The sequence below is a fragment of the Streptomyces sp. S07_1.15 genome (genome assembly GCF_020739505.1).
Taxonomy (GTDB): Bacteria; Actinomycetota; Actinomycetes; order Streptomycetales; family Streptomycetaceae; genus Streptomyces; species Streptomyces xinghaiensis.
Genome location: NZ_JAJBZK010000001.1, coordinates 6,645,833 through 6,669,255, shown reverse-complemented (window position 1 = coordinate 6,669,255; position 23,423 = coordinate 6,645,833). Strand labels below are relative to the sequence as shown.

Annotated in this window: 21 protein-coding genes; 7 read left to right on the top strand and 14 right to left on the bottom strand. The window is 73.2% G+C overall.

What is annotated here, in order from left to right:
- Positions 1 to 66: 66 nt before the first annotated feature.
- From LIX60_RS28705 to pflB, 4 genes are all read right to left on the bottom strand, one after another.
- A complete protein-coding gene (locus LIX60_RS28705) occupies positions 67 to 618 on the bottom strand; it encodes a flavodoxin domain-containing protein (RefSeq protein ID WP_227962016.1) in 552 nt (183 codons plus the stop codon).
- 191 nt (positions 619 to 809) lie between these two features.
- Positions 810 to 1,655, bottom strand: a complete 846-nt coding sequence (locus LIX60_RS28700; RefSeq protein ID WP_227962015.1) for a universal stress protein — start codon at positions 1,653 to 1,655, stop codon at positions 810 to 812.
- A gap of 136 nt (positions 1,656 to 1,791) precedes the next feature.
- The gene (pflA, locus tag LIX60_RS28695; RefSeq protein WP_227962013.1) at positions 1,792 to 2,514 is read right to left on the bottom strand and encodes a pyruvate formate-lyase-activating protein; all 723 of its coding nucleotides are present in this window, start codon (positions 2,512 to 2,514) and stop codon (positions 1,792 to 1,794) included.
- Between the two features lie 14 nt (positions 2,515 to 2,528).
- Entirely contained in the window at positions 2,529 to 4,790 is a 2,262-nt protein-coding gene (gene pflB, locus LIX60_RS28690) for a formate C-acetyltransferase (protein WP_227962010.1), read from the bottom strand.
- A gap of 353 nt (positions 4,791 to 5,143) precedes the next feature.
- Here pflB and LIX60_RS28685 point away from each other — a divergent pair, with 353 nt between their 5' ends.
- The 3 genes from LIX60_RS28685 (at position 5,144) to LIX60_RS28675 (ending at position 9,252) form a co-directional block, all read left to right on the top strand.
- The gene (locus LIX60_RS28685; RefSeq protein ID WP_227962008.1) at positions 5,144 to 7,852 is read left to right on the top strand and encodes a bifunctional GNAT family N-acetyltransferase/acetate--CoA ligase family protein; all 2,709 of its coding nucleotides are present in this window, start codon (positions 5,144 to 5,146) and stop codon (positions 7,850 to 7,852) included.
- Positions 7,853 to 7,881: 29 nt separating this feature from the next.
- Positions 7,882 to 8,661, top strand: coding sequence for a CBS domain-containing protein (locus LIX60_RS28680; RefSeq protein WP_227962006.1), 780 nt, complete (start codon positions 7,882 to 7,884; stop codon positions 8,659 to 8,661).
- Between the two features lie 75 nt (positions 8,662 to 8,736).
- Positions 8,737 to 9,252 (top strand): flavodoxin domain-containing protein, encoded by a 516-nt coding sequence (locus tag LIX60_RS28675; RefSeq protein ID WP_227962004.1) that lies wholly within the window; start codon positions 8,737 to 8,739, stop codon positions 9,250 to 9,252.
- 53 nt (positions 9,253 to 9,305) lie between these two features.
- On the opposite strand, the gene LIX60_RS28670 is transcribed toward LIX60_RS28675, so the two are convergent.
- The 3 genes from LIX60_RS28670 to LIX60_RS28660 form a co-directional block, all read right to left on the bottom strand.
- Positions 9,306 to 9,632, bottom strand: coding sequence for a GNAT family N-acetyltransferase (locus LIX60_RS28670; protein WP_227962002.1), 327 nt, complete (start codon positions 9,630 to 9,632; stop codon positions 9,306 to 9,308).
- Positions 9,633 to 9,678: 46 nt separating this feature from the next.
- On the bottom strand, positions 9,679 to 10,632 hold the full coding sequence (locus tag LIX60_RS28665) for a pirin family protein (protein WP_227962000.1): 954 nt from the start codon (positions 10,630 to 10,632) through the stop codon (positions 9,679 to 9,681).
- Between the two features lie 255 nt (positions 10,633 to 10,887).
- Entirely contained in the window at positions 10,888 to 11,283 is a 396-nt protein-coding gene (locus LIX60_RS28660; RefSeq protein WP_227961999.1) for an OsmC family protein, read from the bottom strand.
- Between the two features lie 413 nt (positions 11,284 to 11,696).
- On the opposite strand from LIX60_RS28660, the gene LIX60_RS28655 reads away from it, so the two are divergent.
- Complete coding sequence (locus LIX60_RS28655; protein WP_227961997.1) at positions 11,697 to 12,494, top strand: inositol monophosphatase family protein; 798 nt, start codon at positions 11,697 to 11,699, stop codon at positions 12,492 to 12,494.
- Between the two features lie 75 nt (positions 12,495 to 12,569).
- On the opposite strand, the gene LIX60_RS28650 is transcribed toward LIX60_RS28655, so the two are convergent.
- Positions 12,570 to 13,157 (bottom strand): TetR/AcrR family transcriptional regulator, encoded by a 588-nt coding sequence (locus LIX60_RS28650; RefSeq protein ID WP_227961995.1) that lies wholly within the window; start codon positions 13,155 to 13,157, stop codon positions 12,570 to 12,572.
- Between the two features lie 194 nt (positions 13,158 to 13,351).
- On the opposite strand from LIX60_RS28650, the gene LIX60_RS28645 reads away from it, so the two are divergent.
- Both LIX60_RS28645 and LIX60_RS28640 read left to right on the top strand, forming a co-directional pair.
- Positions 13,352 to 14,371 (top strand): aldo/keto reductase, encoded by a 1,020-nt coding sequence (locus tag LIX60_RS28645; protein WP_227961993.1) that lies wholly within the window; start codon positions 13,352 to 13,354, stop codon positions 14,369 to 14,371.
- A 249-nt stretch (positions 14,372 to 14,620) separates the two neighbouring features.
- Positions 14,621 to 15,499 carry an LLM class flavin-dependent oxidoreductase gene (locus LIX60_RS28640; protein ID WP_227961990.1) on the top strand — a complete coding sequence of 293 codons (879 nt, stop codon included), beginning with the start codon at positions 14,621 to 14,623 and terminating at the stop codon, positions 15,497 to 15,499.
- 49 nt (positions 15,500 to 15,548) lie between these two features.
- Here the strand turns inward: LIX60_RS28640 and LIX60_RS28635 are convergent, their stop codons facing one another.
- Positions 15,549 to 16,421: a LysR family transcriptional regulator gene (locus LIX60_RS28635; protein ID WP_227961988.1), complete on the bottom strand. Its 873-nt coding sequence runs from the start codon at positions 16,419 to 16,421 to the stop codon at positions 15,549 to 15,551.
- Positions 16,422 to 16,515: 94 nt separating this feature from the next.
- On the opposite strand from LIX60_RS28635, the gene LIX60_RS28630 reads away from it, so the two are divergent.
- A complete protein-coding gene (locus LIX60_RS28630; protein ID WP_227961986.1) occupies positions 16,516 to 17,256 on the top strand; it encodes an SDR family oxidoreductase in 741 nt (246 codons plus the stop codon).
- 152 nt (positions 17,257 to 17,408) lie between these two features.
- Here LIX60_RS28630 and LIX60_RS28625 read toward each other — a convergent pair whose 3' ends face one another.
- The 5 genes from LIX60_RS28625 to LIX60_RS28605 all read right to left on the bottom strand — a co-directional run bounded on the left by LIX60_RS28625 (position 17,409) and on the right by LIX60_RS28605 (position 23,377).
- Positions 17,409 to 18,560, bottom strand: a complete 1,152-nt coding sequence (locus tag LIX60_RS28625) for an alpha/beta hydrolase (protein ID WP_227962958.1) — start codon at positions 18,558 to 18,560, stop codon at positions 17,409 to 17,411.
- Between the two features lie 360 nt (positions 18,561 to 18,920).
- Positions 18,921 to 19,772 carry a hypothetical protein gene (locus LIX60_RS28620; RefSeq protein WP_227961984.1) on the bottom strand — a complete coding sequence of 284 codons (852 nt, stop codon included), beginning with the start codon at positions 19,770 to 19,772 and terminating at the stop codon, positions 18,921 to 18,923.
- 255 nt (positions 19,773 to 20,027) lie between these two features.
- Positions 20,028 to 21,893: a polyprenyl diphosphate synthase gene (gene uppS, locus LIX60_RS28615; protein WP_227961981.1), complete on the bottom strand. Its 1,866-nt coding sequence runs from the start codon at positions 21,891 to 21,893 to the stop codon at positions 20,028 to 20,030.
- A 15-nt stretch (positions 21,894 to 21,908) separates the two neighbouring features.
- Complete coding sequence (locus tag LIX60_RS28610; protein ID WP_227961979.1) at positions 21,909 to 22,775, bottom strand: ABC transporter permease; 867 nt, start codon at positions 22,773 to 22,775, stop codon at positions 21,909 to 21,911.
- On the bottom strand, positions 22,772 to 23,377 hold the full coding sequence (locus LIX60_RS28605) for an ATP-binding cassette domain-containing protein (RefSeq protein ID WP_227961977.1): 606 nt from the start codon (positions 23,375 to 23,377) through the stop codon (positions 22,772 to 22,774). The genes LIX60_RS28610 and LIX60_RS28605 overlap by 4 nt, the downstream gene beginning before the upstream one ends.
- Positions 23,378 to 23,423 lie beyond the last annotated feature (46 nt).

Below are 23,423 nucleotides of genomic sequence, written 5' to 3'. Positions count from 1 at the left end.
TGTGCGGTCGAGGCACACCCCGCGGGCGGGCGCCCGCCCCGCCCAGGGCTCAACGGGCCCCGGGCCCTACGCGGCCTGCGCCTCCGGGAGGCGGTGGGCGATCTCGTCGGCCCAGGCCTCGATCCGGTCCCAGTCGCGGTAGTCGCCGTAGTGGCCGCCCATCGCCTTGAAGGCGGCGTGGCCCGCGGGCGGGAGGTCCCCGCGCCGCACGGCACCCGAGAACAGGCAGGTCCCCACCGGGTGGATCTCGTCGCGCAGTGCGGGCATGTTCTTGGGCTCGTGATGCGACGCCATACTCCGCAGCGGCCGGCCGAGGGCCGCGCTCATCCCCACGCTGAACAGCCACACCGGGCGGTTCCCCAGCTCCGCGCGGTGGCGCCGGACGTAGCCGGACGCCTCGGGCATCCACTGCTGGTTGTGCACCGCGCTGCCGACGACCACCGCGTCGTAGCGGCCGGGGTCCGGGTCCACCGCCCCGTCCACCGGGCGGGCCTCGGCGCGGTGTCCGGCCCGGGTCAGGCGGCCGGCGATCCGCTCCGCGATCTCGCGGGTGGAACCGTGCTCGCTGGCGTACGCCACGAGGACGGCGGCGCCGTTCTCCCTGGTGTTCGGGGGCATGTCGCGTTCCTCCTGGTACTCCGGCCGCTTCCCGGGCCGCGGCGGGTACCCGCCCCGTGAGGGCGCAGTCCCCGGCCGCCGCCCGGTTCCGCCGGCCGGGTGATGTGGGTGGTGCGGAGGAGTCGCGGAACGGCCCGCCCCCTCCCGGGTTCCCGGGGCCGGGAGTACCCGGCCCCCTCGTTCGCGTCCGGTCAGCTCTCCTCGGCGGGGCTCGGGACCACGACCACCGAGCAGTGCGCGTGGTGCAGCAACGCCCGTGTCACATGGCCGAGTTGGAAGCCGTACCGGCTCTCGCCGGGGCGGCGGTGGGAGGCTATGACGACGACATCGGCCGTGCGGGTCGCGTTCAGCAGGGCGTGCACCGGGCCGGAGCGGACCGTGCGGGTCTCGATGCCGACCCGCGGGTGCTTCTCCCGCAGCCCCGCCACGGCGAAGCCGGGCACGGCCTCTTCCGCGGCGGCCTGCCGGTTGATGTCCTCCTGCACGGAGGTGGCGGGCACGGGGACCAGGGCGTCGGGCGCCGAGTAGCGGTAGGTCCAGGCGTGCACGATGCGCAGCCGGGCGTGGCGGCGCTCGGCCTCTTCGAAGGCGTACGCCGAGGCGTCGGCGTCCTCGTCGCTCTCGATGCCGAGCAGCACCTCGCCGTATTCGGCCGGGTGGGCGTCCCGCCGGACGACGAGCAGCGGGCTCTCGGTGTACGCGGCGAGCCGCAGGCTGACGGAGCCGAGCAGCAGCCCGGCGAAGCCGCCGAAGCCGCGGCTGCCGACGACGGTGAGGGCCGCGTCCCGGCCCAGGTCGGCGAGGGCGCGGGCCGGCTCACCGGTGAGCGGTACGGCGGTGACCTCGAGCCCGGGGTGGCGGACCCGGGCCCGCGAGACGGCGGTCTGCAGGACCGGCCCGGCCTCGTCGGGATCGGGCACCGCGTAGCCGATCTCCAGGGCGGCGCCGCGCAGCGCCGCCTCTTCCGCGGCCCGGTCCAGCGCCCGTACGGCGAGGAGCGAGCCGTCCACACCGACGACCACGCGACGGGTTGTCATGACGAGTCCTTCCCTGACTTCCTTGTCCTGCTGTGGACTTGCTGTGTTCCGCTGGTACTGCTCACTGCTCACTGCTGACTGCTCGGCGCTCGGTCCGCCGCTGCCCGCCTCCCCGGTCCGTTCCCTCCCCTCTGCGTCAGAGCGCCCGCAGCCCGTGCTCGCGGAACTGCTCCCGCACCCGGTCGGTGAGCTCCGGGTCCGGTACCGGGTTGTCCCGGAGCGGGAACGGGATGCCGAGGGCCTCGTACTTGCCGGCGCCCATCTTGTGGAACGGCAGGACGTCGACCCGGTCGACGTTGCCGAGCCCGGAGAGGAACTCCCCGAGCCCGTCGACGGAGTTCTTGTCGTCGGTCCAGCCGGGGACGAGGACGTAGCGGACCCACACCGGGACGCCGAGCCGGTCCAGCCGGGTGGCGAAGCTGAGGGTGGGGGCCAGCCGGCCGCCGGTCAGGCTGCGGTAGGTGCCGACGTCGAAGGCCTTGATGTCGAGCAGCACCAGATCCGTGTCCGCGAGCATCTCGTCGGAGGCGCGGGATCCGAGCAGCCCCGAGGTGTCCAGGGCGGTGTGGAGTCCGCGTTCCTTGCTGCGGCGCAGGATCTCGCCGGTGAAGGCCGGCTGGAGCAGCGGCTCGCCCCCGGTGACGGTCACCCCGCCGCGGGCGGCGGTGATGAACGTCCGGTGCTTGTCGATCTGCTCCACGACCTCGTCGGCGGTGACCAGCCGCCCGTCGCGCATGCGCCAGGTGTCCGGGTTGGCGCAGTAGAGGCAGCGCAGCGGGCAGCCGTTCACAAAGAGGACGAACCGGGTCCCGGGCCCGTCCACGCCGGTGGACAGGTCCCAGGAGTGAATCCGGCCCATGCTGCTCACGGTGCTCACATCGCCCCGTGGAAGGTGCGGCTGATGACGTCGAGCTGCTGCTCGCGGGTGAGCCGCACGAAGTTGACGGCGTATCCGGAGACGCGGATGGTCAGCTCGGGGTAGTTCTCCGGGTGTTCCATCGCGTCTTCGAGGGTGGCCCGGTCGAGGACGTTGACGTTCATGTGGAAGCCGCCGGACGCGGTGTAGGCGTCGAGGATTCCCGCCAGGTTCCCCGCCCGTTCGGCCGGGTCGTGGCCCAGGCCCTCCGGGGTGACCGTGGAGGTCAGGGAGATGCCGTCCCGCGCCGCCTCGTAGGGGATCTTGGCGACGGAGAGGGCCGAGGCGGCCATGCCGTGCTTGTCGCGGCCGTTCATCGGGTTGGCGCCGGGGGCGAAGGGCTGTCCGGCGCGGCGGCCGTCCGGGGTGTTGCCGGTGTGCTTGCCGTACACCACGTTGGAGGTGATGGTGAGCACCGACTGGGTGTGCTCGGCGTCCCGGTAGGTGGGGTGGAGGCGCACCTTCTCCATGAAGGAGCGGACGAGGTCCGCGGCGATGGCGTCGGCGCGGTCGTCGTTGTTGCCGTAGGCCGGGTACTCGCCCTCGACCTCGTAGTCGACGGCCAGCCCGTCGGCGTCCCGGACGACCTTCACCCGGGCGTTCCGTACCGCGGACAGGCTGTCGGTGGCGACGGACAGGCCGGCGATGCCGCAGGCCATGGTGCGGTGCACGGGGTGGTCGTGGAGCGCCATCTCCAGGCGCTCGTAGGCGTACTTGTCGTGCATGAAGTGGATGACGTTGAGCGCGTCCACATAGGTGGCGGCCAGCCAGTCCAGCGTCCGGTCGTACGCCTTGTACAGCTCGTCGTAGTCCAGGTAGTCGCCGGTCAGCGGCTCGGACTCGGGGGCGATCTGCTCGCCCGTCATCTCGTCGCGGCCGCCGTTGATCGCGTAGAGCATGGCCTTGGCGAGGTTGACGCGGGCGCCGAAGAACTGCATCTGCTCGCCGACCGTCATCGCGGAGACGCAGCAGGCGATGGCGGTGTCGTCGCCGGTGCAGGGGCGCAGCAGCTCGTCCGACTCGTACTGCAGGGAGCTGGTGTCGATGGAGACCTGGGCGCAGAACGTCTTGAAGCCCTCGGGCAGGCGCGGCGACCAGAGCACGGTGAGGTTGGGCTCGGGGGCCGGGCCGAGGTTGTAGAGGGTCTGCAGGTAGCGGAAGGAGGTGCGGGTGACGAGCGGGCGCCCGTCCCGGCCGATGCCGCCGATGGCCTCGGTGACCCAGGTGGGATCGCCGGAGAACAGCGCGTCGTACTCGGGGGTGCGCAGGAAGCGCACGATCCGCAGCTTGATGACGAAGTCGTCGATGAGTTCCTGGGCGCGGGCCTCGTCGATGCGGCCTTCGGCGAGGTCGCGTTCGAGGTAGACGTCGAGGAAGGTGGAGGTGCGGCCGAGGGACATCGCCGCGCCGTTCTGCTCCTTCACCGCGGCCAGGTAGCCCAGGTAGAGCCACTGCACGGCCTCGTGGGCGGTGGCGGCGGGGCGGGTGACGTCGCAGCCGTAGCCGACGGCCATCTCCTCCAGTTCGCCCAGGGCCCGGATCTGCTCGGCGAGTTCCTCGCGGTCCCGGATGACGTCCGGGGTGGAGGGCCGGTGGTCGAGCAGGGAGCGCTCGGCCTTCTTCTCCTTGATCAGGATCGCGGTGCCGTAGAGCGGAACGCGCCGGTAGTCGCCGATGATCCGGCCGCGGCCGTAGGAGTCGGGCAGGCCGGTGATGATGCCGGCCTTGCGGGCCCGGCGCATCTCGGGGGTGTAGGCGTCGAACACGCCCGCGTTGTGGGTCTTGCGGTAGGTGCCGAAGACCTTGGTGACGAACGGGTCGGGTTCGTAGCCGTAGGCGCGCAGCCCGTTCTCGACCATCCGCAGCCCGCCGTTGGGCATGATCGCCCGCTTGAGCGGGGCGTCGGTCTGCAGGCCGACGACCAGCTCGCGGTCGCGGTCGATGTAGCCGGGCGCGTGCGAGGTGATCGTGGACGGGACCGCCGTGTCGACGTCGAGGATCCCCTTGCGGCGCTCCTCCGGGAAGAGGCCGCTGACCTTTCCCCAGACGGTGCGGGTGCGCTCGGTCGGGCCGGTCAGGAAGGCTCCGTCCCCCTCGTAGGGGGTGTAGTTGGCCTGGATGAAGCCCCGGACGTCCACCCGGCGGCGCCAGTGCTCGCCCGTGAACCCGCGCCACGCCGCTCCGGGCGCCTCTGTGCCGGTCGGTGTCACCACCGTCATCACTGCCTCCGCATGTCTTCGCGGCGCCGCTCGGGGGGTGTCCCTGCGGGCGCCTCTCATCGGTGTCCATCCTCCGGCCCGCGCCCTCCCCCCGGACAGGGCCGACGGGAGTCCCCGGGCACGCCGTACGGCCCCTGCCCGGGGGCGGTTCGGGGACCGAGCGGCCCGGGCCCGGTGAGGCCGTTCGGCCCTGCTCCCGGGGCGGGCCCCGGGGCGGGTTCCGGGGGGCCCGGCCGGCGGCGGCGCACCGGGGCCGAACGGCCCTGCCGCCGTGCCCCCACCAGCCCCTGCGGGCGTCCCGGCACCGCCCGATGCTGGAGGGAAGCCGAGCCGGCCCCAGGGGAGTGGACACCATGACGACGGACATCGCGCACCGCGCCGAGATGACGCACGCACTGCTGGCCGACGGCAGGACGGTGGAGATCCGTCAGGCACGCCCGGAGGACATCCACCAGGTGCTGTGGCTGTACGAGGAGATGTCGCCGGAGAACCTGCGGTTGCGCTTCTTCGGCGCGAGCCGGCTGTCCGGGCGGATGGCCGCCGAACGGTTCTGCGGTCCACCACGCCCCGGCTTCCTGCCGCTGATCGCCTTCTGCGAGGACCAGCTCGTGGGCGTCGCCGAGTACGAGGCCGGCCCCGCCGACCCGGCCACGGCGGAGGTCGCCCTGGCCGTCGCCGACGACTTCCACCACCGCGGCGTCGGCACCCTGATGCTGGAGCACCTGGTGCACGCGGCCCGCGCGAACGGTGTCACCACCTTCACCGCCGACGCCCTCGCCGACAACCACGCGATGCTCAAGGTCTTCGCCGACCTCGGCCTGAGCACCGCCCGCCGGTTCGAGAACTCCGAGGTACACTGCACCGTCGGCCTGGAACCGGACGAGCGCTACCTGGCCGCCTGCGACGAGCGCGGCCGGACCGCCGACGCCGCCAGCCTGCGGCCGCTGCTGCGGCCCCGTTCCATCGCCGTCGTCGGGGCGGGCACCAAGCCCGGCTCCGTGGGCCGCGCCGTGCTGCGCAACATCCGCCGGGCCGGCTTCACCGGCGCGCTGCACGCCGTCAACCCGCACATCCACACCGTCGAACACACCCCCTGCTATTCGTCCGTGACGACGATTCCCGAGCCGCCCGAGCTGGCGGTGCTCGCCGTCCCGGCGCGCGCCGTGCCCCAGGTGGCGGAGGAATGTGGCAAGTCGGGGGTCCGCGCCCTGGTGGTGCTGACCTCCGGGCTGGACGACGCCGAGGCGGAGGCGCTGCTGGTGACCGTCCGCCGGTACGGGATGCGGCTCGTCGGCCCGAACTGCCTGGGCATCGCCAACACCGAGGAGCCCGTGCGGCTGGACGCCACCTTCGCCGCGCACCGGCCGCTGCCGGGCACCGCCGGGGTCGCCGTGCAGTCCGGCGGGGTCGGCATCGCGCTGCTGGGCGGGCTGTCCCGGCTCGGCGTCGGCGTCTCCAGCTTCGTCTCGCTCGGCGACAAGTACGACGTCAGCGGCAACGACCTGCTGCAGTGGTGGGAGGAGGACGGCCGCACCGACATGGCCCTGCTGCACCTGGAGTCCTTCGGCAACCCGCGCGCCTTCTCCCGCACCGCCCGCCGGGTCACCCGGAAGATGCCGCTGCTGACCGTCGACGCGGGCCGCTCCGACGCCGGCCGCCGCGCCGCCGCCTCGCACACCGCCGCGGCCGCGACGCCGACCATGACCCGGCAGGCCCTCTTCACCCAGGCCGGGATCATCGCCACCCGCACCGTCGGCGAACTCCTCGACACCGCCGCCCTGCTGCACGCCCAGCCGCTGCCCGCCGGGTCGCGGGTGGCCGTGGTGTCGAACGCGGGCGGCGCGGGCGTCCTCGCCGCCGACGCCTGCGTCGAGGCGGGCCTGAGCGTGCCGGAGCTTCCCGCCGACCTGGTCGGGGAACTGCTGGAGTGGCTGCCGCCGGGCGCGAGCGCGACGAACCCCGTGGACGCCACCGCGGCCGTCGGCGACCAGTCGCTGAGCGCCGTCCTGGACCGGCTGTCCGCGCACGACGCCGTGGACGCGGTGCTGCTCGCCCTCGTCCCCACCGCGCTGGCCGCGGCCACCGGCGACGACCCGCTGCGGGCCCTCACCCACGCGGCCCCCGAGCGCCGCCGGCCCCGCACGGTCGCGGCGGTCCTGCTCGACCAGGCCGAGTCCGTGCGGCTGCTGCACACCCGGGGCGGCACCGCCGTCCCCGCGTACGCGGACCCGCAGGCAGCCGCCCGCGCCCTGGCCCACGCCGCGGAGCGGGCCCGCTTCCTGGCCCGGCCGACGGGCACCTTCCCCGAGCTGCACGGCACCGACGCCGGCGGCGCCCGCGCGCTGGTGGACGCCTTCCTCGCCGAGCACCCGGACGGCGGCTGGCTCGACCCGCGCCGCAGCGCCGAACTGCTGGACCACTACCGCATCCCGCAGCTCCCCTGGGCCTGGGCCGAGGACGAGCAGAGCGCGGTCGACGCCGCCGCCCGCCTCGCCCCCGGGCCGGAGGGCCGCGTGGTGCTCAAGGCGTACTGGCCCGGCCTGGTGCACAAGACCGACGAGGGCGCGGTGCTGCTCGACCTGGCCGGCGAGGAGAAGGTGCGGCAGGCGTACCGCTCGCTGGCCGGGCGCTTCGGTGAGGTGATGACCGGGGTGCTGGTCCAGCCGATGGCGGAGCGCGGTACCGAGCTGGTCGCCGGAGTCGTCCAGGACCAGGTCTTCGGGCCGCTGGTGCTCTTCGGCCTCGGCGGCACCGCCACCGAACTGCTGGCCGACCACGCGGCACGGCTGGCGCCGCTGACCGACCGCGACGTGCACGACCTGATCACCGCGCCGCGCTCCGCGCCGCTGCTCTTCGGCTACCGCGGCGGCGGCCCGGTCGACCTCGAAGGGCTCGAACAACTCCTGCTGCGGGTCTCGCGGATGGCCTGCGACCTGCCCCAGCTCGCCGAGGCCGACCTCAACCCGGTCGTCGCCCGGCCCGACGGCGTCACCGCACTCGACGTCCGTATCCGCCTGCTGCCCCGGCAGGCGCGCGACCCCTATCTGCGCCGGCTGCGCTGAGCCCCGCCGCCCCCGAGGAGGAGAGAACCATGAAGCACCGCAAGGTCGGCACCGTGATGACGATCGACGTGATCCGCGCAGTCGCCGCCACCCCCTTCAAGGACATCGTGACGCGGCTGGACGAGCACGGGATCAGCGGAATGCCGGTGGTGGACGACGACGAGAAGGTCATCGGGGTGATCTCCGTCTCCGACCTGATGAGCAGCCGGGACGGACGGGACGGGGCCGGCGGCCGGGAGACGGGGCCCGGGGCCGGGACCGGGGCGGAGCCCGGGGCCGGAACCGGCGGACTGCGCCTGCCCCGGCTCGGCCACACGGCCCGGCGGGCCGCCGGGGAGAACGGCAGCGCGCCCACGGCGGGGGAACTGATGACCTCGCCGGCCGTCACCGTCCGCGCCCTGGACTCCATCGCGCACGCGGCCCGCACCATGGCCCGGCACCAGGTGGAGCGGCTGCCGGTGGTGGACGAGGAGGACCGGCTGGTCGGCATCGTCACCCGGCGGGACCTGCTCCAGATCTTCCTGCGGCCGGACGCCGACATCCGCCGGGAGATCATCGACGAGGTGCTGGTCGACGCGCTGTGGCTGCCCCCGCACGCCATCGGCGTCACGGTCGTGGGCGGCGTGGTCGTCCTGGAGGGCTGTCTGGAACGGCGCAGCGAGGTGCCGATCGCCGAGCACATGGCCGGGCAGGTGGACGGTGTGGTGAGCGTCGTCAGCCATCTCACCCACCGCTACGACGACTCGAAGATCCGCCCGGTGGAACCGGTCCTGCACGGCCTCGCCGACGGCTGGCTCCGCAGGTTCTGACGGCCGGCCCCGCCCGGCAGCCCGCCCCTCCAGCAGGACCGGACAGCAACGGGAACAGAAGGACGGTGGACAGACATGCTCACAGCACAGCGCGTACTCGTCACCTACGGAAGCAGGCACGGTTCCACCGCCGACATCGCCCAGTGGATCGGGGACGTGCTGCGCGCCCGGGAGATCGACGTCGTCGTCCTCCCGGCCTCCGGCATCCAGGACCTCGAACCGTACGACGCCGTGGTGATCGGCGGCGGCCTCTACTCCGGCCGCTGGCAGAAGGACGCGGCCCGTTTCGCCCGCCGGAACCGGCGGGAACTCGACCGGCGCCCCGTCTGGCTCTTCAGCAGCGGCCCGCTCGACCCCTCCGCCTCCGAGGGCGAGATCCCGCCGCCGAAAGCGGTGGCCCGTATCGCCGAACGGGTCCACGCCCGCGGCCACATGACCTTCGGCGGCCGGCTCGCGGAGGACTCCGACGGCTTCCTCACCCGCCGGCTCGTCGCGGAGGGCAGAGGCGGCGACTTCCGCGACCGCGAGCAGATACGGGCCTGGGGCGAGCACATCGCGGCGGAGGTGAACCACACCGGGCCGGCCGGCTGACGCTGGTCCTCCGCACCGTCCCCGCCGGGAGCGTGCCGGCGCGGCCTTCGGCGTCATGCCGTCTCCGGGTGGGGCAGTCCGAACCGGGCGCGGTCCCGTGCGGGGACGAGATCGAGGTGGGCGTCGGCGTGCTCGGCGATGTACTCCCGGACGTAGGGACAGAACGGCAGGACGGCGAGCCCGCGGCGGCGGGCGTCGTCGAGCCCTCCGGCGACCAGCCGTCCGGCCAGGCCGCGTCCCCGGAACTCCGGCAGCGTCTCCGTGTGGGTGAACGCGATCCTCCGGCCGGTGAGCCGGTAGGCGGAGAAACCGGCCAGCCGTTCAGCCTCGTGGATCTCGTAGCGGTTCTCGGCGGGGTTGTCGCGGACAGCGGTGCTCACGAGGTGTTCCTCCGATGCCGCCGGTCGGTCCGCACCCGGGAGGCGCTCACCGCTCCCCTCCGGCCCGCTGCCAGTGCGGGGCGGCGACAGGGATCCGCGGCAGCGCGGACTCCACGCGGCCGAACCGGTCGTCCTGCCGCTCCCAGGACGCGTGGGCGGAATCGATCTCCGCCCGGGTGCGGCCCACGAAGTTCCACCACATCAGAATCGGCTCCTCGAACGGCGTGCCCCCCAGGAGCATCGCCCGGGCCGGCTCGCGCACCTCCAGCCGGAGTTCGTCGCGGCCCTCGCCGAGGTAGCCCAGCCGGCCGGGGTTCAGCGGCTTCCCGTGCACGGCGACGGCTCCTTCGAGGACCACCAGGGCGTACTCGAAACCGGTGCGCAGCGGCACGGTGGCGGAGGCGCGCAGGTCGAGGTCGACGCCGACCAGGGGGGTGTCGCGCCGGGCGGGGCTGACGGCGCCGCCGAAGTCCCCGATCAGCACGGTGGCCGCGCCCGCGCCTCCGTCGAGGTCGGCCCGCGGCAGCCCGGCGTGGTGCTCGAAAGCGGCGCGCCCGTGCCGGGTGGCCTCCGGCAGGGCCACCCACAGCTGGATGCCCTCCAGGGTGCCGCGGTAGTGGCCGGTGGCCTCCTCGGCGTGCGAGACACCGCCGCCGGCGGTCATCAGGTTGAGCTGCCCGGGTTTGATGACCTGTTCGGAGCCGAGGCTGTCGCGGTGCAGCACCTGCCCGTCGGTGAGCCAGGTGACGGTCTGCAGGCCGATGTGGGGGTGCGGTCCGATGTCGAGGCCGCTGTTCTCGGTGACGTCGGCCGGGCCCATGTGATCGGCGAAGCACCAGGCGCCGACCGTGCGGCGGCCCCGGCGCGGCAGCGCGCGGCGCACCCGGGTCGTCCCGACCGTCGCCTCGCGGCTGTCGCTGATCTCCACGCACGGCGCCTCGGGGTGGCCGGTATCGGCCCGGGCCACGGGGGCGTCGACCGTACTGACCGGTCCGCTCATCACAGCACCTCGTCTTCTGTTGCCTTCACCGGGTACGCCGGACGCGGATCGCCTGCGGGTTCTGCCGGGAGTCGTGGGGCGTTTCGGTGCCTTGCGGCGGGTCGGGTGCACGGCGCGCGGGGCCTCCGCGGTGGTCCGCGGTGATCGCGGCGTGCGGTTCGGGAACACACGTACCCGGGTGCGCGTCCGGCAAAAAGAAGGAGAATGCCGTCCGCGAGCAGGCGCATGCGCTTCGCGCAGGCGCGACGACGTGTCTCAGTCCACGTCGATCACGACGTGCGGCGGCTGCCGGATCGAGTTGTGCACGGTGCAGTGGTTGACGACGGCCGCCAGCGCCTTGCGGCGCTGCTCGGGCAGTTCCCCGGGGACGACGAGGCGCATCCGCACCTCCCCGACCCGCGCCGGGCGGTCCTCGGCCAGCGCGAACTCCGTCTCCACCCGCAGGCCCTCGCGCGGCAGCCCGTGCCGGGCCAGATAGCGGCCGGCGTAGTAGCCGACGCAGGTGGCCAGCGAGGCGGTGAACAACTCGACGGGGGTGGGGCCGAGGTCGTCGCCTCCGGCGTCCAGGGGCTGGTCCACGGTGAACTCGTGGCCGCGCACCGCGACCGAGTAGGACTCCCCGTCCAGGAAGTTCACGGTCATCTTCTGCATCACGTACCTCCTCGATACCCCTCCAGCCAACCGGAACCGGACAAGGCCGCACAGGGCCGAACGTCCGCACGGCGGAGGGCCGCCCGGACCCCTCCCACGGGCGAGTGCCGGGTCCGGTGGGCGGGCATCCCGGATGCCCGGACCGGGCCGCGGCTCGGCCGGACCCTGGCGTTCCGGCTCCCGCCGGGCCCTGCGCGTGGTGCTCGGGCCGCCCGCCGGGGGCCCCACTCCCCCACCCCGTCCGGAACCCCTCCGCTCCGCACCGCGCCACTCGCCGTACGGGCGCGGCCCCGCCGCCCGATACGGTTACGGCTGTACGGCGGCGCCCGCGCCCGCACCGCCGGCGGCCCGCCGGGAGGCGGGGCCGCACCGAAGCCCGATGGGGAACTCTGCCGGAAAGGCCCTGGACCGAAGTGAACGAGCACCACGACCTGCAGGCTGTCGCCGAGGAAGCCGTCGAGGCGGGAGTCGCATGGCTCGTGCGAGCCGGGGACGAGTGGTCCGAGAAGAGATTCAAGGAGTCCGGCGAGGAGGTCACGGACGCCGACGTCGAGGTCGAACGGCGGGTGACCCGCGTGCTGCGCGAGCGCACCCCGGACATCCCCGTCATCGGCGAGGAGTCCGCCGAGGGCGGCCCGCTCCCGGAGCGCTGCTGGCTGCTGGACCCCATCGACGGCACGATGAACTACACCCGGGGCGCGCCCCTGCACGCCGTCTCCCTCGCCTACGCGGAGGCCGGGACCCCGTCCGTGGGCGTGCTCCACGCCCCGGCCCTGCACCGCCGCTGGTCCGTCGGCCCGCGGAGCGCCCCGGCGACGGAACCGTCCGGGGTGCGCGAGGTCTCCCGGGCCATCGTCTCCGTCACGGGCACCGGATCGCCCCGCTCCCGGTCCGGCACCTTCCTCTCCGGCCTGCTGGGCGGCGTCGCGTACCGGGTGCGGATGCACGGCTGCATGAGCCTGGACCTGGCCGCGGTGGCCGAGGGCTGGCTCGACGCCTGCGTCTGCTTCGGTCCCGCCCCCTGGGACGTGGCCGCGGGCGTCACGCTCCTGCGCCGGAACGGCCTGACCGTCCTGGGCGCGGAGGGCCGCGACTTCACCTTCGGCTCCCCGATCCTGGCCGCCGGCCACCCGGACCTCGCCAAGGAACTGGTCGAGATCTGGGAGGCCCTTCCGGCGAACGACGGGGCGGGTACCGAGCGGGCTTCCTGAGCCGGCACGGAACGGAAGAGCCCTGCCGGGCGTGTGCCCGCGGCAGGGCTCTCACCTTCGGGGCCCGGCCGGGCCTCAGCGCGGCCGGCCCAGTCCCGCGACGAGGAGCTCGACCATGCGGCGTGCGTCGTAGCGGGGGTCGTCCGCGCCGACGCAGAGGTTGCCGACGCCGCGCATGAGGTCGAGGGCCTTCACGTCGGACCGGATCTCACCGGACTCGGCTGCGGCATCGAGCAGTTCCGTGCACACGGGCACGAGCCGGTCGAGGAAGTAATCGTGCAGCGTCCCGAAACCGGCGTGGTCGGACTGCAGCACGGCGGCGAGCCCGTGCTTGGTGACCAGGAAGTCGACAAAGAGGTCAATCCACTTCCCCAGCGCCGCATAAGGGGTCGGGCCGGCCGCCAGCAGGGCCGGGCCGGCCTCGGCGCAGGCTTCGACCTGGTGCCGGAAGACACCGATGATGAGATCCGCCCGCTTCGGGAAGTGGCGGTAGATCGTCCCCACCCCGACGCCGGCCTCGGCCGCGATGTCGCGGACCGGCGCCTCCACGCCCGATCTGACGAAGACCGCGGCGGCCGCGTCGAGCAGAGCCTCCCGGTTGCGCCGGGCGTCCGCCCGTCGGGGCTGGGCCGCACGCCCCGCGCACTCACCGCCGCCTTTCACCGCGCCACTCCCTGTCTCCCTCACGCTTGCCAAAACGGAACACTGTTCCGTATCGTCGTTCCGGAACGAGGTTCCGTTTGCTCATGATGCCAGAGCGCGGGCCCGCCACCAAGCCATGCCGTGCGGTGCCGGCCGTGACGTGCCGCCACGCCACCGCACACCCCACCCGTCATGACGTCATGAGGAGAACACTCATGCAGTACCGCACCTTGGGCCGCACCGGTGTACAGGTCAGCACCCTCGCGCTCGGCGCGATGAACTTCGGCGCCATCGGGCGCACCACCCAGGACGAGGCCACCGCCATCGTCGACGCCGCCCTGGAGGCGGGGATCAACCTCATCGACACCGCCGACATGTACAGCAGGGGCGAGTCGGAGGAGATGGTCGGCAAGGCCATCGCCGGCCGCCGCGACGACATCGTGCTGGCCACGAAGGCGAACATGCCGATGAGCGAGGAGCGCAACCACCAGGGCAGCTCACGCCGCTGGCTGGTCACCGCGCTGGACGACAGCCTGCGCCGCCTCGGTGTCGACCACGTCGACCTCTACCAGATCCACCGGTGGGACCCGAACACCGGCGACGAGGAGACCCTGTCGGCCCTCACCGACCTCCAACGCGCCGGAAAGATTCGCTACTTCGGGTCATCCACCTTCCCCGCCCACCGCATCGTGCAGGCCCAGTGGGCCGCCCGCGAGCACCGCCTGAGCCGGTACGTCACCGAGCAGCCCAGCTACTCGATCCTCCAGCGCGGCATCGAGACCCACGTGCTGCCCGTGACCGAGCAGTACGGGCTCGGGGTGCTGGCGTGGAGCCCGCTCGCCTCGGGCTGGCTGACGGGCGCGGTCCGCGCGGGCCGGGAGGTCACGACCAGCCGCTCGGCGGTCATGCCGGAACGCTTCGACCTCGCCCTCCCCGCCAACCGGGCCAGGCTCGACGCCGTCGAGCAGCTGGCCGGGGTCGCCGACGAGGCCGGCCTGACCATGATCCAGCTCGCCCTCGGCTTCGTGACCGCGCACCCCGGCGTGACCAGCGCGCTCATCGGCCCCCGCACCCTGGACCACCTGCACGCGCAGACCGCCGCGGCCGACACCGTGCTCTCCGCCGACGTCCTCGACGCGATCGACGGCATCGTCACCCCGGGCACCGACCTCGCCCCGCACGAAAAGCACGACACCCCGCCCTCGCTGCTCGACGCGTCGCTGCGGCGCCGCTGACCCTCCGGGAGAGGAGTAGCACTCCCGCTTCCCGAGATCCGGGAAATCGCGCGGGTGCCCGGCGGGACGGCGATCGTCCGCCGGCTCGCCGGCACCCGCCGATACGGACCCGGGGCAGCCGTCGCGTGCGAGCGCCACTTCTGCGGCACAACCGACTCCGCGGCTCCGGGCCGCACCCTTCCCACCCGTCCGGACCACCTCTCGCCCTCGTGCCCCGGCCGGCACCGTGGGCATCGAAAGGGCCCCTCCATGCCGCACACACCCCCGCCCAGCTTCGGCATCATGACCGCCCCCATGCAGGTCGGCTACCACGACATCCTGCGGGTCTGGCGCGAGGCGGACGCGATCCCGGCCATCGGGCACGCCTGGCTCTTCGACCACCTCATGCCGATCGGCGGCGACCCCAACGGGCCCGCCCACGAGGGCTGGACGCTGCTCTCGGCCCTCGCCGCCCACACCCGGCGGCTGCGGCTCGGCGTCATGGTGACCAGCAACCGGTTCCGGCCGCCCGCGATGCTGGCCAAGATCGCCACAACCGTCGACATCGTCTCCGACGGACGGCTCGACTTCGGCATCGGCGTCGGCTCACGCCCCGAACCCCCCATGGCCCGGCGCGAGTACGCGGCCCACGGCCTGCCCTTCCACGACACCGCGCACGCCGTGCAGAGCCTCGCCGAAGCCTGCACGCTGATACGGCAGTTGTGGACGGAGGAGAAACCCTTCGACTTCCACGGCACCCACCACCGGCTCACCGGGGCGTTCGGCAGCCCCAAACCCGTCCAGCGCCCCCACCCGCCGATCCTCATCGGCGGACGCTCGTCCGCGACGCTGCGCGTGGCCGCCGAGCACGCCGACCTGTGGAACATCCCGGGCGGCGACATCGACGACGTCGTCCGCCGCAGCGCACTGCTGGACCGCTACTGCGCCGACATCGGCCGCGACCCCGCGTCCATCACCCGCTCGATCCACCTGCCCGTCTCCTACGACGGGCCCGCCGCCACGCGGGACGCGATCGCCGAGGCGGTCGGCGCCGGCTTCGGGCACATCGTCCTCGGACTGCCCTCGCCCTACCCGGACGGTGTCGCACGGTGGGTCGCCGACGAACTCATCGGCACACCGGCCCGGTAGCCGCCGGCCGGCGGGCGCCCCGCGTGGAGATGCCCGTACAGGAGGCGGGTCAGAGCCGGGGGGCCGTGCGGATCAGCCCGGCGAGGGCGAGCGAGCGGCTGTGCGCGGGCCAGGCGATGTGGGTGACGACGGGGGGCGCGTCGACGACGGGGACGGCGGCGTGCTCGGCCCACAGCCAGGCCCGGGCGGACTCGGGGAAGAGGGCCATGGTGCGCCCCAGGGCGATCAGTTGGGCCAGCTGCGTCTGGTCGTGGATCTCGGGTCCCGGGCCGGGAGGGTAGGTGCCGCGGCGGGGCCAGCGGGCGTGCGGCAGGCCGGGGATGTCGGTGACGTCGGCCAGGGACAGGGTCCGGCGCGCGGCCAGGGGGTGCGCGGCGGGCAGGATCGCGATCTGCCCCTCGGTCAGCAGTTCCTCGCTGTCGAACCCGGCGAGGGAGTTGAACGGCTTGTGCATGAGCGCCACGTCGGCGCGGCCGTCGCGCAGCATGTCCTCCTGCTCGCACGTGCCGCTGGGCAGCACCTCGATCTCGGCGGCGCCGGGCTCGGCCGCGTAGGCGGCGAGGAGCTTCTGCAGCAGCTCGTGGGAGGCGGCGGCCTTCACGGCCAGCACCAGGCGGTTGCGGGCGCCGCCCGGGGTGCCCGCGCCACCGGCGCGACGGGCGCGGCGCGCGGCGGCGGTGGCCGCGTCGAGGGCGGCGCGGCCCTCGTACAGCAGGACCTCTCCGGCACCGGTCAGGGCGACGCCGCGGCGGTTGCGCTCCAGCAGCACGACGCCGAGGCGCCGTTCGAGCTGCTGGATCGCCCGGGACAGCGGTGGCTGGGCCATGCCGAGGCGCTCGGCGGCGCGGCCGAAGTGCAGTTCCTCGGCGACGGCCAGGAAGTACCGCAGCTCGCGGGTCTCCAGGGTGTCCCAGGTGTCCATGGCCACGAGGGTACGCCGGTGATACCCGCCGGGTATGACAGAGCACCGAATCGGTGTTGGATGCGGGAGTCGCCGGAGGGCGAGCATCGAGGACATGAGCGAAACGAAGATCGCGCTGGTGACCGGCGCGAACAAGGGGATCGGATACGAGATCGCGGGCGGGCTCGGCGCCCTCGGGTACCGCGTGGGAGTGGGAGCCCGCGACGACGCCCGGCGCGAGTCCGCCGTGGAGAAGTTGCGCGCGGCCGGGGTGGACGCGTTCGGGGTGCCGCTGGACGTCACCGGCGACCGGAGCGTCACCGAGGCCGCGGAACGGGTCGAACAGCAGGCCGGGCGTCTGGACGCCCTGGTCAACAACGCCGGCATCTCGGGAGAGGCGACGGGGCCGGGCTGGGGTCAGGACCCGACCGCGCTCGACCTCGACGCGGTCCGCGCGGTCGTGGAGACCAACGTCATCGGTGTCATCCGGGTGACCAACGCGATGCTGCCGCTGCTGCGGCGCTCGGCGTCGCCCCGCATCGTCAACGTCTCCAGTTCCGTCGGCTCCCTGACCCGCCAGGCGGACCCGGACATCGACGTCGGCCCCGTCATGGCGGCCTACGCGCCGACGAAGTCGTACCTCAACGCCGTCACCGTGCAGTACGCCCGGCAGTTCGCCGGCACGGGCATCCTCGTCAACGCCGCCTGCCCCGGCCTCGTCGCGACCGACTTCACCGGCTTCAACGGACCCCGCACCCCCGAACAGGGCGCGGCCACCGCGATCCGGCTCGCCACCCTGCCCGACGGCGGCCCGACCGGTTCGTTCTTCGAGGACGACGGCGTCATCCCCTGGTGACTCCGGGCTTGCCGTGACCGCGCGGCGGGCCCGGGCGCGGTCACGGCACCCGGGGCCGGCGCCCTTCGGCCACCTCCCGGGCCGAGGTCTTCGGCGCCGCTCCGTGGCCGGTCCGGTCCGGGGCGGGCCGTGGCCCGAATCCCGGTCGGCGCTCAGCGTCCCTTCAGGACCCGGTCCGCGAACACCTCGACCGCGTCCACCACCGCCTCGAAACGCACGGAGGGGAAGAGGTCGAAAGCGTGTTGCGCGCCCGGGAGTTCCGCGTGGACGACAGGGCTCGCGGACGCGGCGCGCAGCGTGTCGGCGAACCGGCGGGCCTCCGCCGCCGGCACCACCGTGTCCCGGTCACCGTGGACGATGAGGAACGGTGGCGCGTCCGCGCGGACATGGGCCGCCGGTGACGAGGACCTGTGGTCGTCGTAGTACGGGCCGAAGTAGCCGTTCAGGCAGACGGCGGCGGTGACCGAGGTGTCGGCGTCCTCGAACCCCGGCTGGAAGGCGGCGTCGTTCGGGGTGAGCGCGGCCAGGGCCGCCATGTGCCCACCCGCCGAACTGCCCGCGACGAACAGCCGGGACGGATCGGCGCCGTACTCCGGTCCACGGGTACGGACCCAGGCGATCACCCGCTTGAGATCGACGAGATGGTCGGGGTGGCGCGCGGCCGGCTTCAAGCGGTAGTTGGCGCTCACGCAGACCCAGCCCCGGCCCGCGAGGCGGTACAGGAGGGGGAGCGACTGGGTGTTCTTGCGGCCCTGGCGGTACCCCCCGCCGTGCAGATGGATCAGCACCGGGCCGCCCGCCGGGCGGGAGCGGTGGCGGTAGACGTCGAGCAGGTTCCGGCGCCCGGCATCGCCGTAGCGGAGGTTCGGAATCCGCTCGACGTCCCGGCGGCGCGGGAACACCGGTGCGAACAGGGCTTGGGCGAGCCGGCGGCGGTGGCGGGGCCGCCCGTCCGGCCCGGCACCGGCGGCCGCCCGCCCGTCCGGACCCAGCCCTTCGGCGAGAGCCCGCTCCAGCACCGGGGCGGCCCGCAGACCGCGCCGCACGATGACCACGAGACCGGCGCCCGTGAGGGCCGCCGCCCCAACAACCGCCCACGCGCCGGGAGTTCCGATGTCCCGCTGGGCGAACGCCAGCAGCGTCGAGGCCAGCAGAAAATAACCGCCGATGACCGGCGCCTCGTTGAGCAGCAGTCCGCAGCGGAAGCTCAGCTCGGCAAGTGGCCGTGGCCGCCGCAGCGGCGCCAGCGCGCAGAGCGTTCCGGCCGCGATGACGGCCACGCTGATCAGATATCCGACTGGCACCAAGCTCCCCCACTCCCCGTCGTTCACGCCGCCCTTCGAGTCCTACCACGAAGGCCCGGGCACACCGGGATCAGGGCCGGGGCCAGTGCCCGGGACCGGGCGCCCAAGACCCGGAACCGGGCATCGGCGCCGGGGCTCATCCCCCGGCGGTCCGGTAGTGGTAGCCGCGGATTTCCCGAAGCCCCGCCCGCTCGTACAGCCGGAGAGCCGGGACGTCGGCGTGCTGGACCTCGAACCACGCCGCCGCCGGACGGTCGTCCAGGTGATCGTTTGCCCGCGGGCGAAGGCTGAGCAGGCCGGGCCGGCCCAGCCGGCAACTCGAAGCACTCTTTGTTCTCAGCGGGTGATCGCCTGCGGGGATCACTGTGCGGGGGGCGGGGACGCGAGCTCGCTGCGGGCTTCGGCCGAGCCACGGTGCCGGTGCCACGCCTGGTGCACGGCGCCAGCCATGAGGAGTGCCGCGAAGTCGACAAGGGCGTAGCCGCCGGGAAGTCCGGAGGGCGGGTTGCCCATGAGGAGCAGTCCGGTGACGTCGTGGGGCCGGTAGCTGTAGAGGCCGAAGAGGGTGCCGGCGAACTCACAGGGAACGGTCACCGCGATGATCCATGGAATACGCGCTCGCATTACGGGGTGTTGACGGACCGCGGCGATGACGAGGAGACCGAAGACGCCGCTGTAATCCGTCCGCTCGGCCAGCAGGAGCCCCCACAGTGACCACGCCGTCAGGCCGGCGTAAGCGGCGTGATGCAGCCATCGAGGTGCTGGTGTGCGGGCGAGGATGACGCTGATGAGGAAGATACCCGCGTGGCCGGGAGGAACCCAGGCCGGGAGGTTGCCGAGCCGGTAGTCCCACCACTCCATGCCGTGGGTTCCCACGAACTCCACCGCGCAGGCCACAGCGACGGCGCACAGGACCTGTACCCGGACCCAGGAGCTCTCGTGCCAGACCATGAACGTCACACCGCCGGCGACAGCCAGCCCAATGACCAGTTGGCCGAACGTCCCGAAATGGGGCTCGATCAGGCAGATCGGAAGGATGCCGGCGGCCCACAGGCATACGAACAGGTGCTCCGAACGGCGCGACAAACGGTGCCGTGCGCCCAGGCCGCGAGGGCGAGCGTCCTCCCGCTTCTGCACGGCCGTGACGGTACGCAGGAGCAATGACAATCCGGAACCACGGGAGCGCATTGCCGGCCGGTCGATGGAAGTCATGCCTGGTGAACGACGCCACCTGGTGAAAGGAAGCCCATTCACCGGATCGTGTGACCTCTCACCGGGCCGGGAGGTGTCGTCGGAGACGCTGATGAGAGGTCCGGCCGCCACCCGGTCCGGCGCAATGCCGGACGGCTCGCGGATGGCAGGTCCGCACGACATGGACGCACGGGTACGACCAGGGACTGCCTCTCCGTACCGGCCGAAACGCCGATCCTGGAGCAGGAGGGAGAAAGACCGCTGCGCCGGAACGCGTCAGGGACGGGCGGGCCGTTCGGGCGTGAGCAGACAGGCGGTGGTGTCGCGGGAAGCGACGGGGGCCGGAACGGCGCCGTGGCGGCGTTGGCGGCGGCTGTACTCGGTGATGGCCTTCCACAGGTCACGCCGATCCATGTCGGGCCAGCAGCCGGGGGTGAAGTACAGCTCTGCGTAGGTGGCGTGCCAGGGCAGGAAGTTGGAGGTGCGCTGTTCGTTGCCGGTGCGCCACAGCAGGTCCACGTCCGGCATGTCGGGGTGGGGCAGATGGCGGGCGAAGTCGTCCTCGCCGAGGAGCGTGGGGTCTACGTCGCCGTCGCGGGCTGCCTGTGCGAGTGCTGCGGCGGTCCGGGTGATCTCGTCGCGGCCGCCGTAGTTGACGCACACGGTGAGTGTCAGGCCGGTGCGGTGACGGGTGCGGCGTTCCTGGCGCATGAGGGACTGGACGAGTTCTTCGGGCAGTCTGCCGGGTTTACCCGACCAGCGCTGGCGCACGTCGAGGTCACGGAAGAGGTCCGCGTCGAGTTCGCTTCGGAGCGCGGCCAGGAGGACCGAGGTTTCCTCTGTGCCGCGTTTCCAGTTCTCGGTCGAGAACGCGTAGAGGGTGAGGTTGCGCAGGCCGATCTCCAGGGCGCCGTAGATCATTTCGTGCGCGGCGGCGCTGCCGGCGCGGTGGCCTTCGGAGCGGGGCAGGCCGCGCTGCTCGGCCCAGCGGCCGTTGCCGTCCATGATGACCGCCACATGGGCGGGCATCCGGTCGGCGGCGATCTGCGGGGGCCGGGCGCCGCTGGGGTGGGCTGGGGGTGGTCGCAGGCCGGTGTCCTCGACCGCCGGGCTCGGAAGGCTCGCGGTGACCGCGGGGCGTCGGGGGCCCGGCACGGTCAGGGGGGCCAGACTCCAGGCCAGGGCTGAGCGCAGGCGGCCGGGGGCCAGCACGCGGGCGCGGGTCGCGAGGGAGGGGCGCGGGGCACGTTGCAGCAGGGCGGGACCGGCCGCGTCGATGGCGTCGAGCTGGGCGCGCATCAGGCCGGCCGCCGTGTCCAGCACGATGGCCGCTCCGGGGTGCATCCCTCTCGTCATGGCAGACCTGGTCACCCGTCGGCGCGCCAGGGCCGTCAGCTCGGTGATCAAGGCCGCGACGGGTGGACTCCAGCGTCCTTGGAGCAGGTCCGTCTCCGCACCGGGGAAGGGCTCCAGCGCTTCTCGCGGCAGGAGCAGGAGGCCCTGGGCGAGATCGGTGCTCAGGTCGGTGAGGACGTCGGTGAGCTGGGCACCGGCGACAAAGTGTTCGTAGTCGGCTTGTCGGTCCAGCCGTAGCGGCATGGGCGCGCCGACCTGCTCGAACAGGTTCCGTACCTGGTCGGCCCAGGGCACGACCCCCTTGTTGCACCAGGCCCGCCAGGCGGGCCAGTCGGCGAAGCGCAGCCCGTGGGCGTCCTCCCGCGTCTGGGCCATGGCGCTCTGCAGGCTGGTCAGGTCCAGACGCCACCGTCCCGCCGTGTCCACCAGGGCCTGTCGGATCGGATCGGTGCTCGTGCCCGCCGCCAGGTCGTGTTTCAGTGCCCTGGTCCACGCCTCGACGCGGGCCACGCGCTCGGCCGGTGCCACATCCGGTTCGTCCGCCAGGTCGTCAAGGGCGGTGGCGGCCGCCCACAACGCCCAGCACGCCGGGCGCAGCACGGCCGGCATCAGCTGGATGAGCGCGTGGATCGCGGGGTCGTGCCGCCGTGTGGTGCGGCGGCACACCCGGTACGCCGCCCGCAGGGCAGGGTCCGCACCCGTCAGTGCACGGGTGGTGGCTCGGCCGGGCCGCGTGTGCGTGGCCGTGTCGGGGGTGGCGGGGGCGGGATGTGGTGTCGTGGGCATCTCGGGGCGTGGACCTCAGGGTGTTTCCGTGTCGGCTGTGGCTGCCGGCGCGGCAGCCCGGCGCGGCGTGGGGAGGTGGGCAGCACCGCTTTCCGGACCGGGTTCAGGGCGGTGCGGGCCGGCGGGCAGGGTGCTGCGCGTGCTGCGGCAGAAGCCCAGTAGCGCGATCAGGGCTGCGCCCGCGAACCAGGCGAACTCGATGGCCAGGTGGCGTGGCACCGGGGTGGTGGAGAATCCTGCCGCCGTGCTGGCCTGCATGGCGCCGTAGGAGGGCAGGTAGCGCATGACCGGGCTGTCGGCCCCGGAACTCGAGATCGGGTTCTGCAGTGCGAGGTCGATGATGCTGGTCATCACGATGGCGAACATGCCCTCGACTTCCCGGCGCAGCACCGAGCCGAAGCCGACTCCCAGCGCGCCGTAGGTGAGGCCGGCGCTGAACAGTGCGGCGGCCAGCAGCAGAGGCTGGCGGGGCGTCCATGCCAGGCAGGTGACGGCGGTGGCGTAAGCGGCGACCACCGCCGAGATGAGAGCCAGTGCGGTGACCTTGGCCAGGACGAGGTGGACGCGGGGGTAGCCGGCCACCGCCAGGCGGCGGTCGAAGCTGCTGCCGGAGAAGGTTGCGGAGAACATCATGAAGCCGGTGATCAGGGTGATGGCGTTGAGCGCGCCGCTGATCTCGGTCAGCTCGTTGCCACGGGGGGACAGCCTCTCGCCCGTGGCGTGCAACTGCATGGGGGCCGGGGTGTCGGGCATCACCAGGTAGGCAAGGGTCGTCCACAGCGGAACGAACAGGACCACGAGGAGCAGGGCGAACCGGTTACGGCCGTGCTCGGTCAACGCGAAGCCGGTGGCGAGGGCGAACCGGGACAGGTGGAACCTCACGCGGCCACCGCCCGGTCCTGACGGAGCAACCCGCCGTCCAGACGCCACAGCGCGTCCAGGCGCTCGGTGTCGTACGCCAGGTGGGAGACGACCAGGACGGAGCGTCCCGCGTCCCGCAACCGCACGGCCAGATCCCAGAACCGCTGGTAGGTGTCCCAGTCGAAACCCTGGTACGGCTCGTCCAGCAACAACACCTGGGGGTCGTGCATCAGCGCCAGCGTCACGTTCAGCTTCTGCCGCGTCCCGCCGCTGAGCACCCCGGCCCGCTCACCCGCGTAACCGGCGAACCCCAGCACCTCCATGACCTCCTCGGCGTACCGCAGATCCGCCAGCCGGTAGGCCCTCTGGAAGAACCTCAGATGCTGCCGGACCGTCAGCGCGTCGTTGAGAACCACGTGCTGCGGGCAGTAACCGAACCGGCCACCATGCCGGACCACACCCCGCGCGGGCCGCATCTCACCGGAAAGGATCTTCAACAGCGTTGACTTGCCCGCACCGTTCTCCCCGACGATCCCGCACAGGGACCCCGCCCGAAGCCGCATGTCCACGCCCCGCAGGACCACACGCCGACCGTAGGCGTGATGCACGCCCTCGACCTCCATGGCCGCCCTCCCCCACATACCGCAACCGGCCCTACGCCGACTGCAC

Excerpts from the sequence above, each read along its gene's own strand:
- LIX60_RS28705 (WP_227962016.1), bottom strand. The coding sequence starts at position 618 with ATGCCCCCGAACACCAGGGAGAACGGCGCCGCCGTCCTCGTGGCGTAC.
- LIX60_RS28700 (WP_227962015.1), bottom strand. The coding sequence starts at position 1,655 with ATGACAACCCGTCGCGTGGTCGTCGGTGTGGACGGCTCGCTCCTCGCC.
- pflA (WP_227962013.1), bottom strand. The coding sequence starts at position 2,514 with ATGGGCCGGATTCACTCCTGGGACCTGTCCACCGGCGTGGACGGGCCC.
- pflB (WP_227962010.1), bottom strand. The coding sequence starts at position 4,790 with ATGACGGTGGTGACACCGACCGGCACAGAGGCGCCCGGAGCGGCGTGG.
- LIX60_RS28685 (WP_227962008.1), top strand. The coding sequence starts at position 5,144 with ATGACGACGGACATCGCGCACCGCGCCGAGATGACGCACGCACTGCTG.
- LIX60_RS28680 (WP_227962006.1), top strand. The coding sequence starts at position 7,882 with ATGAAGCACCGCAAGGTCGGCACCGTGATGACGATCGACGTGATCCGC.
- LIX60_RS28675 (WP_227962004.1), top strand. The coding sequence starts at position 8,737 with ATGCTCACAGCACAGCGCGTACTCGTCACCTACGGAAGCAGGCACGGT.
- LIX60_RS28665 (WP_227962000.1), bottom strand. The coding sequence starts at position 10,632 with ATGAGCGGACCGGTCAGTACGGTCGACGCCCCCGTGGCCCGGGCCGAT.
- LIX60_RS28660 (WP_227961999.1), bottom strand. The coding sequence starts at position 11,283 with ATGCAGAAGATGACCGTGAACTTCCTGGACGGGGAGTCCTACTCGGTC.
- LIX60_RS28645 (WP_227961993.1), top strand. The coding sequence starts at position 13,352 with ATGCAGTACCGCACCTTGGGCCGCACCGGTGTACAGGTCAGCACCCTC.
- LIX60_RS28640 (WP_227961990.1), top strand. The coding sequence starts at position 14,621 with ATGCCGCACACACCCCCGCCCAGCTTCGGCATCATGACCGCCCCCATG.
- LIX60_RS28635 (WP_227961988.1), bottom strand. The coding sequence starts at position 16,421 with ATGGACACCTGGGACACCCTGGAGACCCGCGAGCTGCGGTACTTCCTG.
- LIX60_RS28630 (WP_227961986.1), top strand. The coding sequence starts at position 16,516 with ATGAGCGAAACGAAGATCGCGCTGGTGACCGGCGCGAACAAGGGGATC.
- LIX60_RS28620 (WP_227961984.1), bottom strand. The coding sequence starts at position 19,772 with ATGACTTCCATCGACCGGCCGGCAATGCGCTCCCGTGGTTCCGGATTG.
- uppS (WP_227961981.1), bottom strand. The coding sequence starts at position 21,893 with ATGCCCACGACACCACATCCCGCCCCCGCCACCCCCGACACGGCCACG.
- LIX60_RS28605 (WP_227961977.1), bottom strand. The coding sequence starts at position 23,377 with ATGGAGGTCGAGGGCGTGCATCACGCCTACGGTCGGCGTGTGGTCCTG.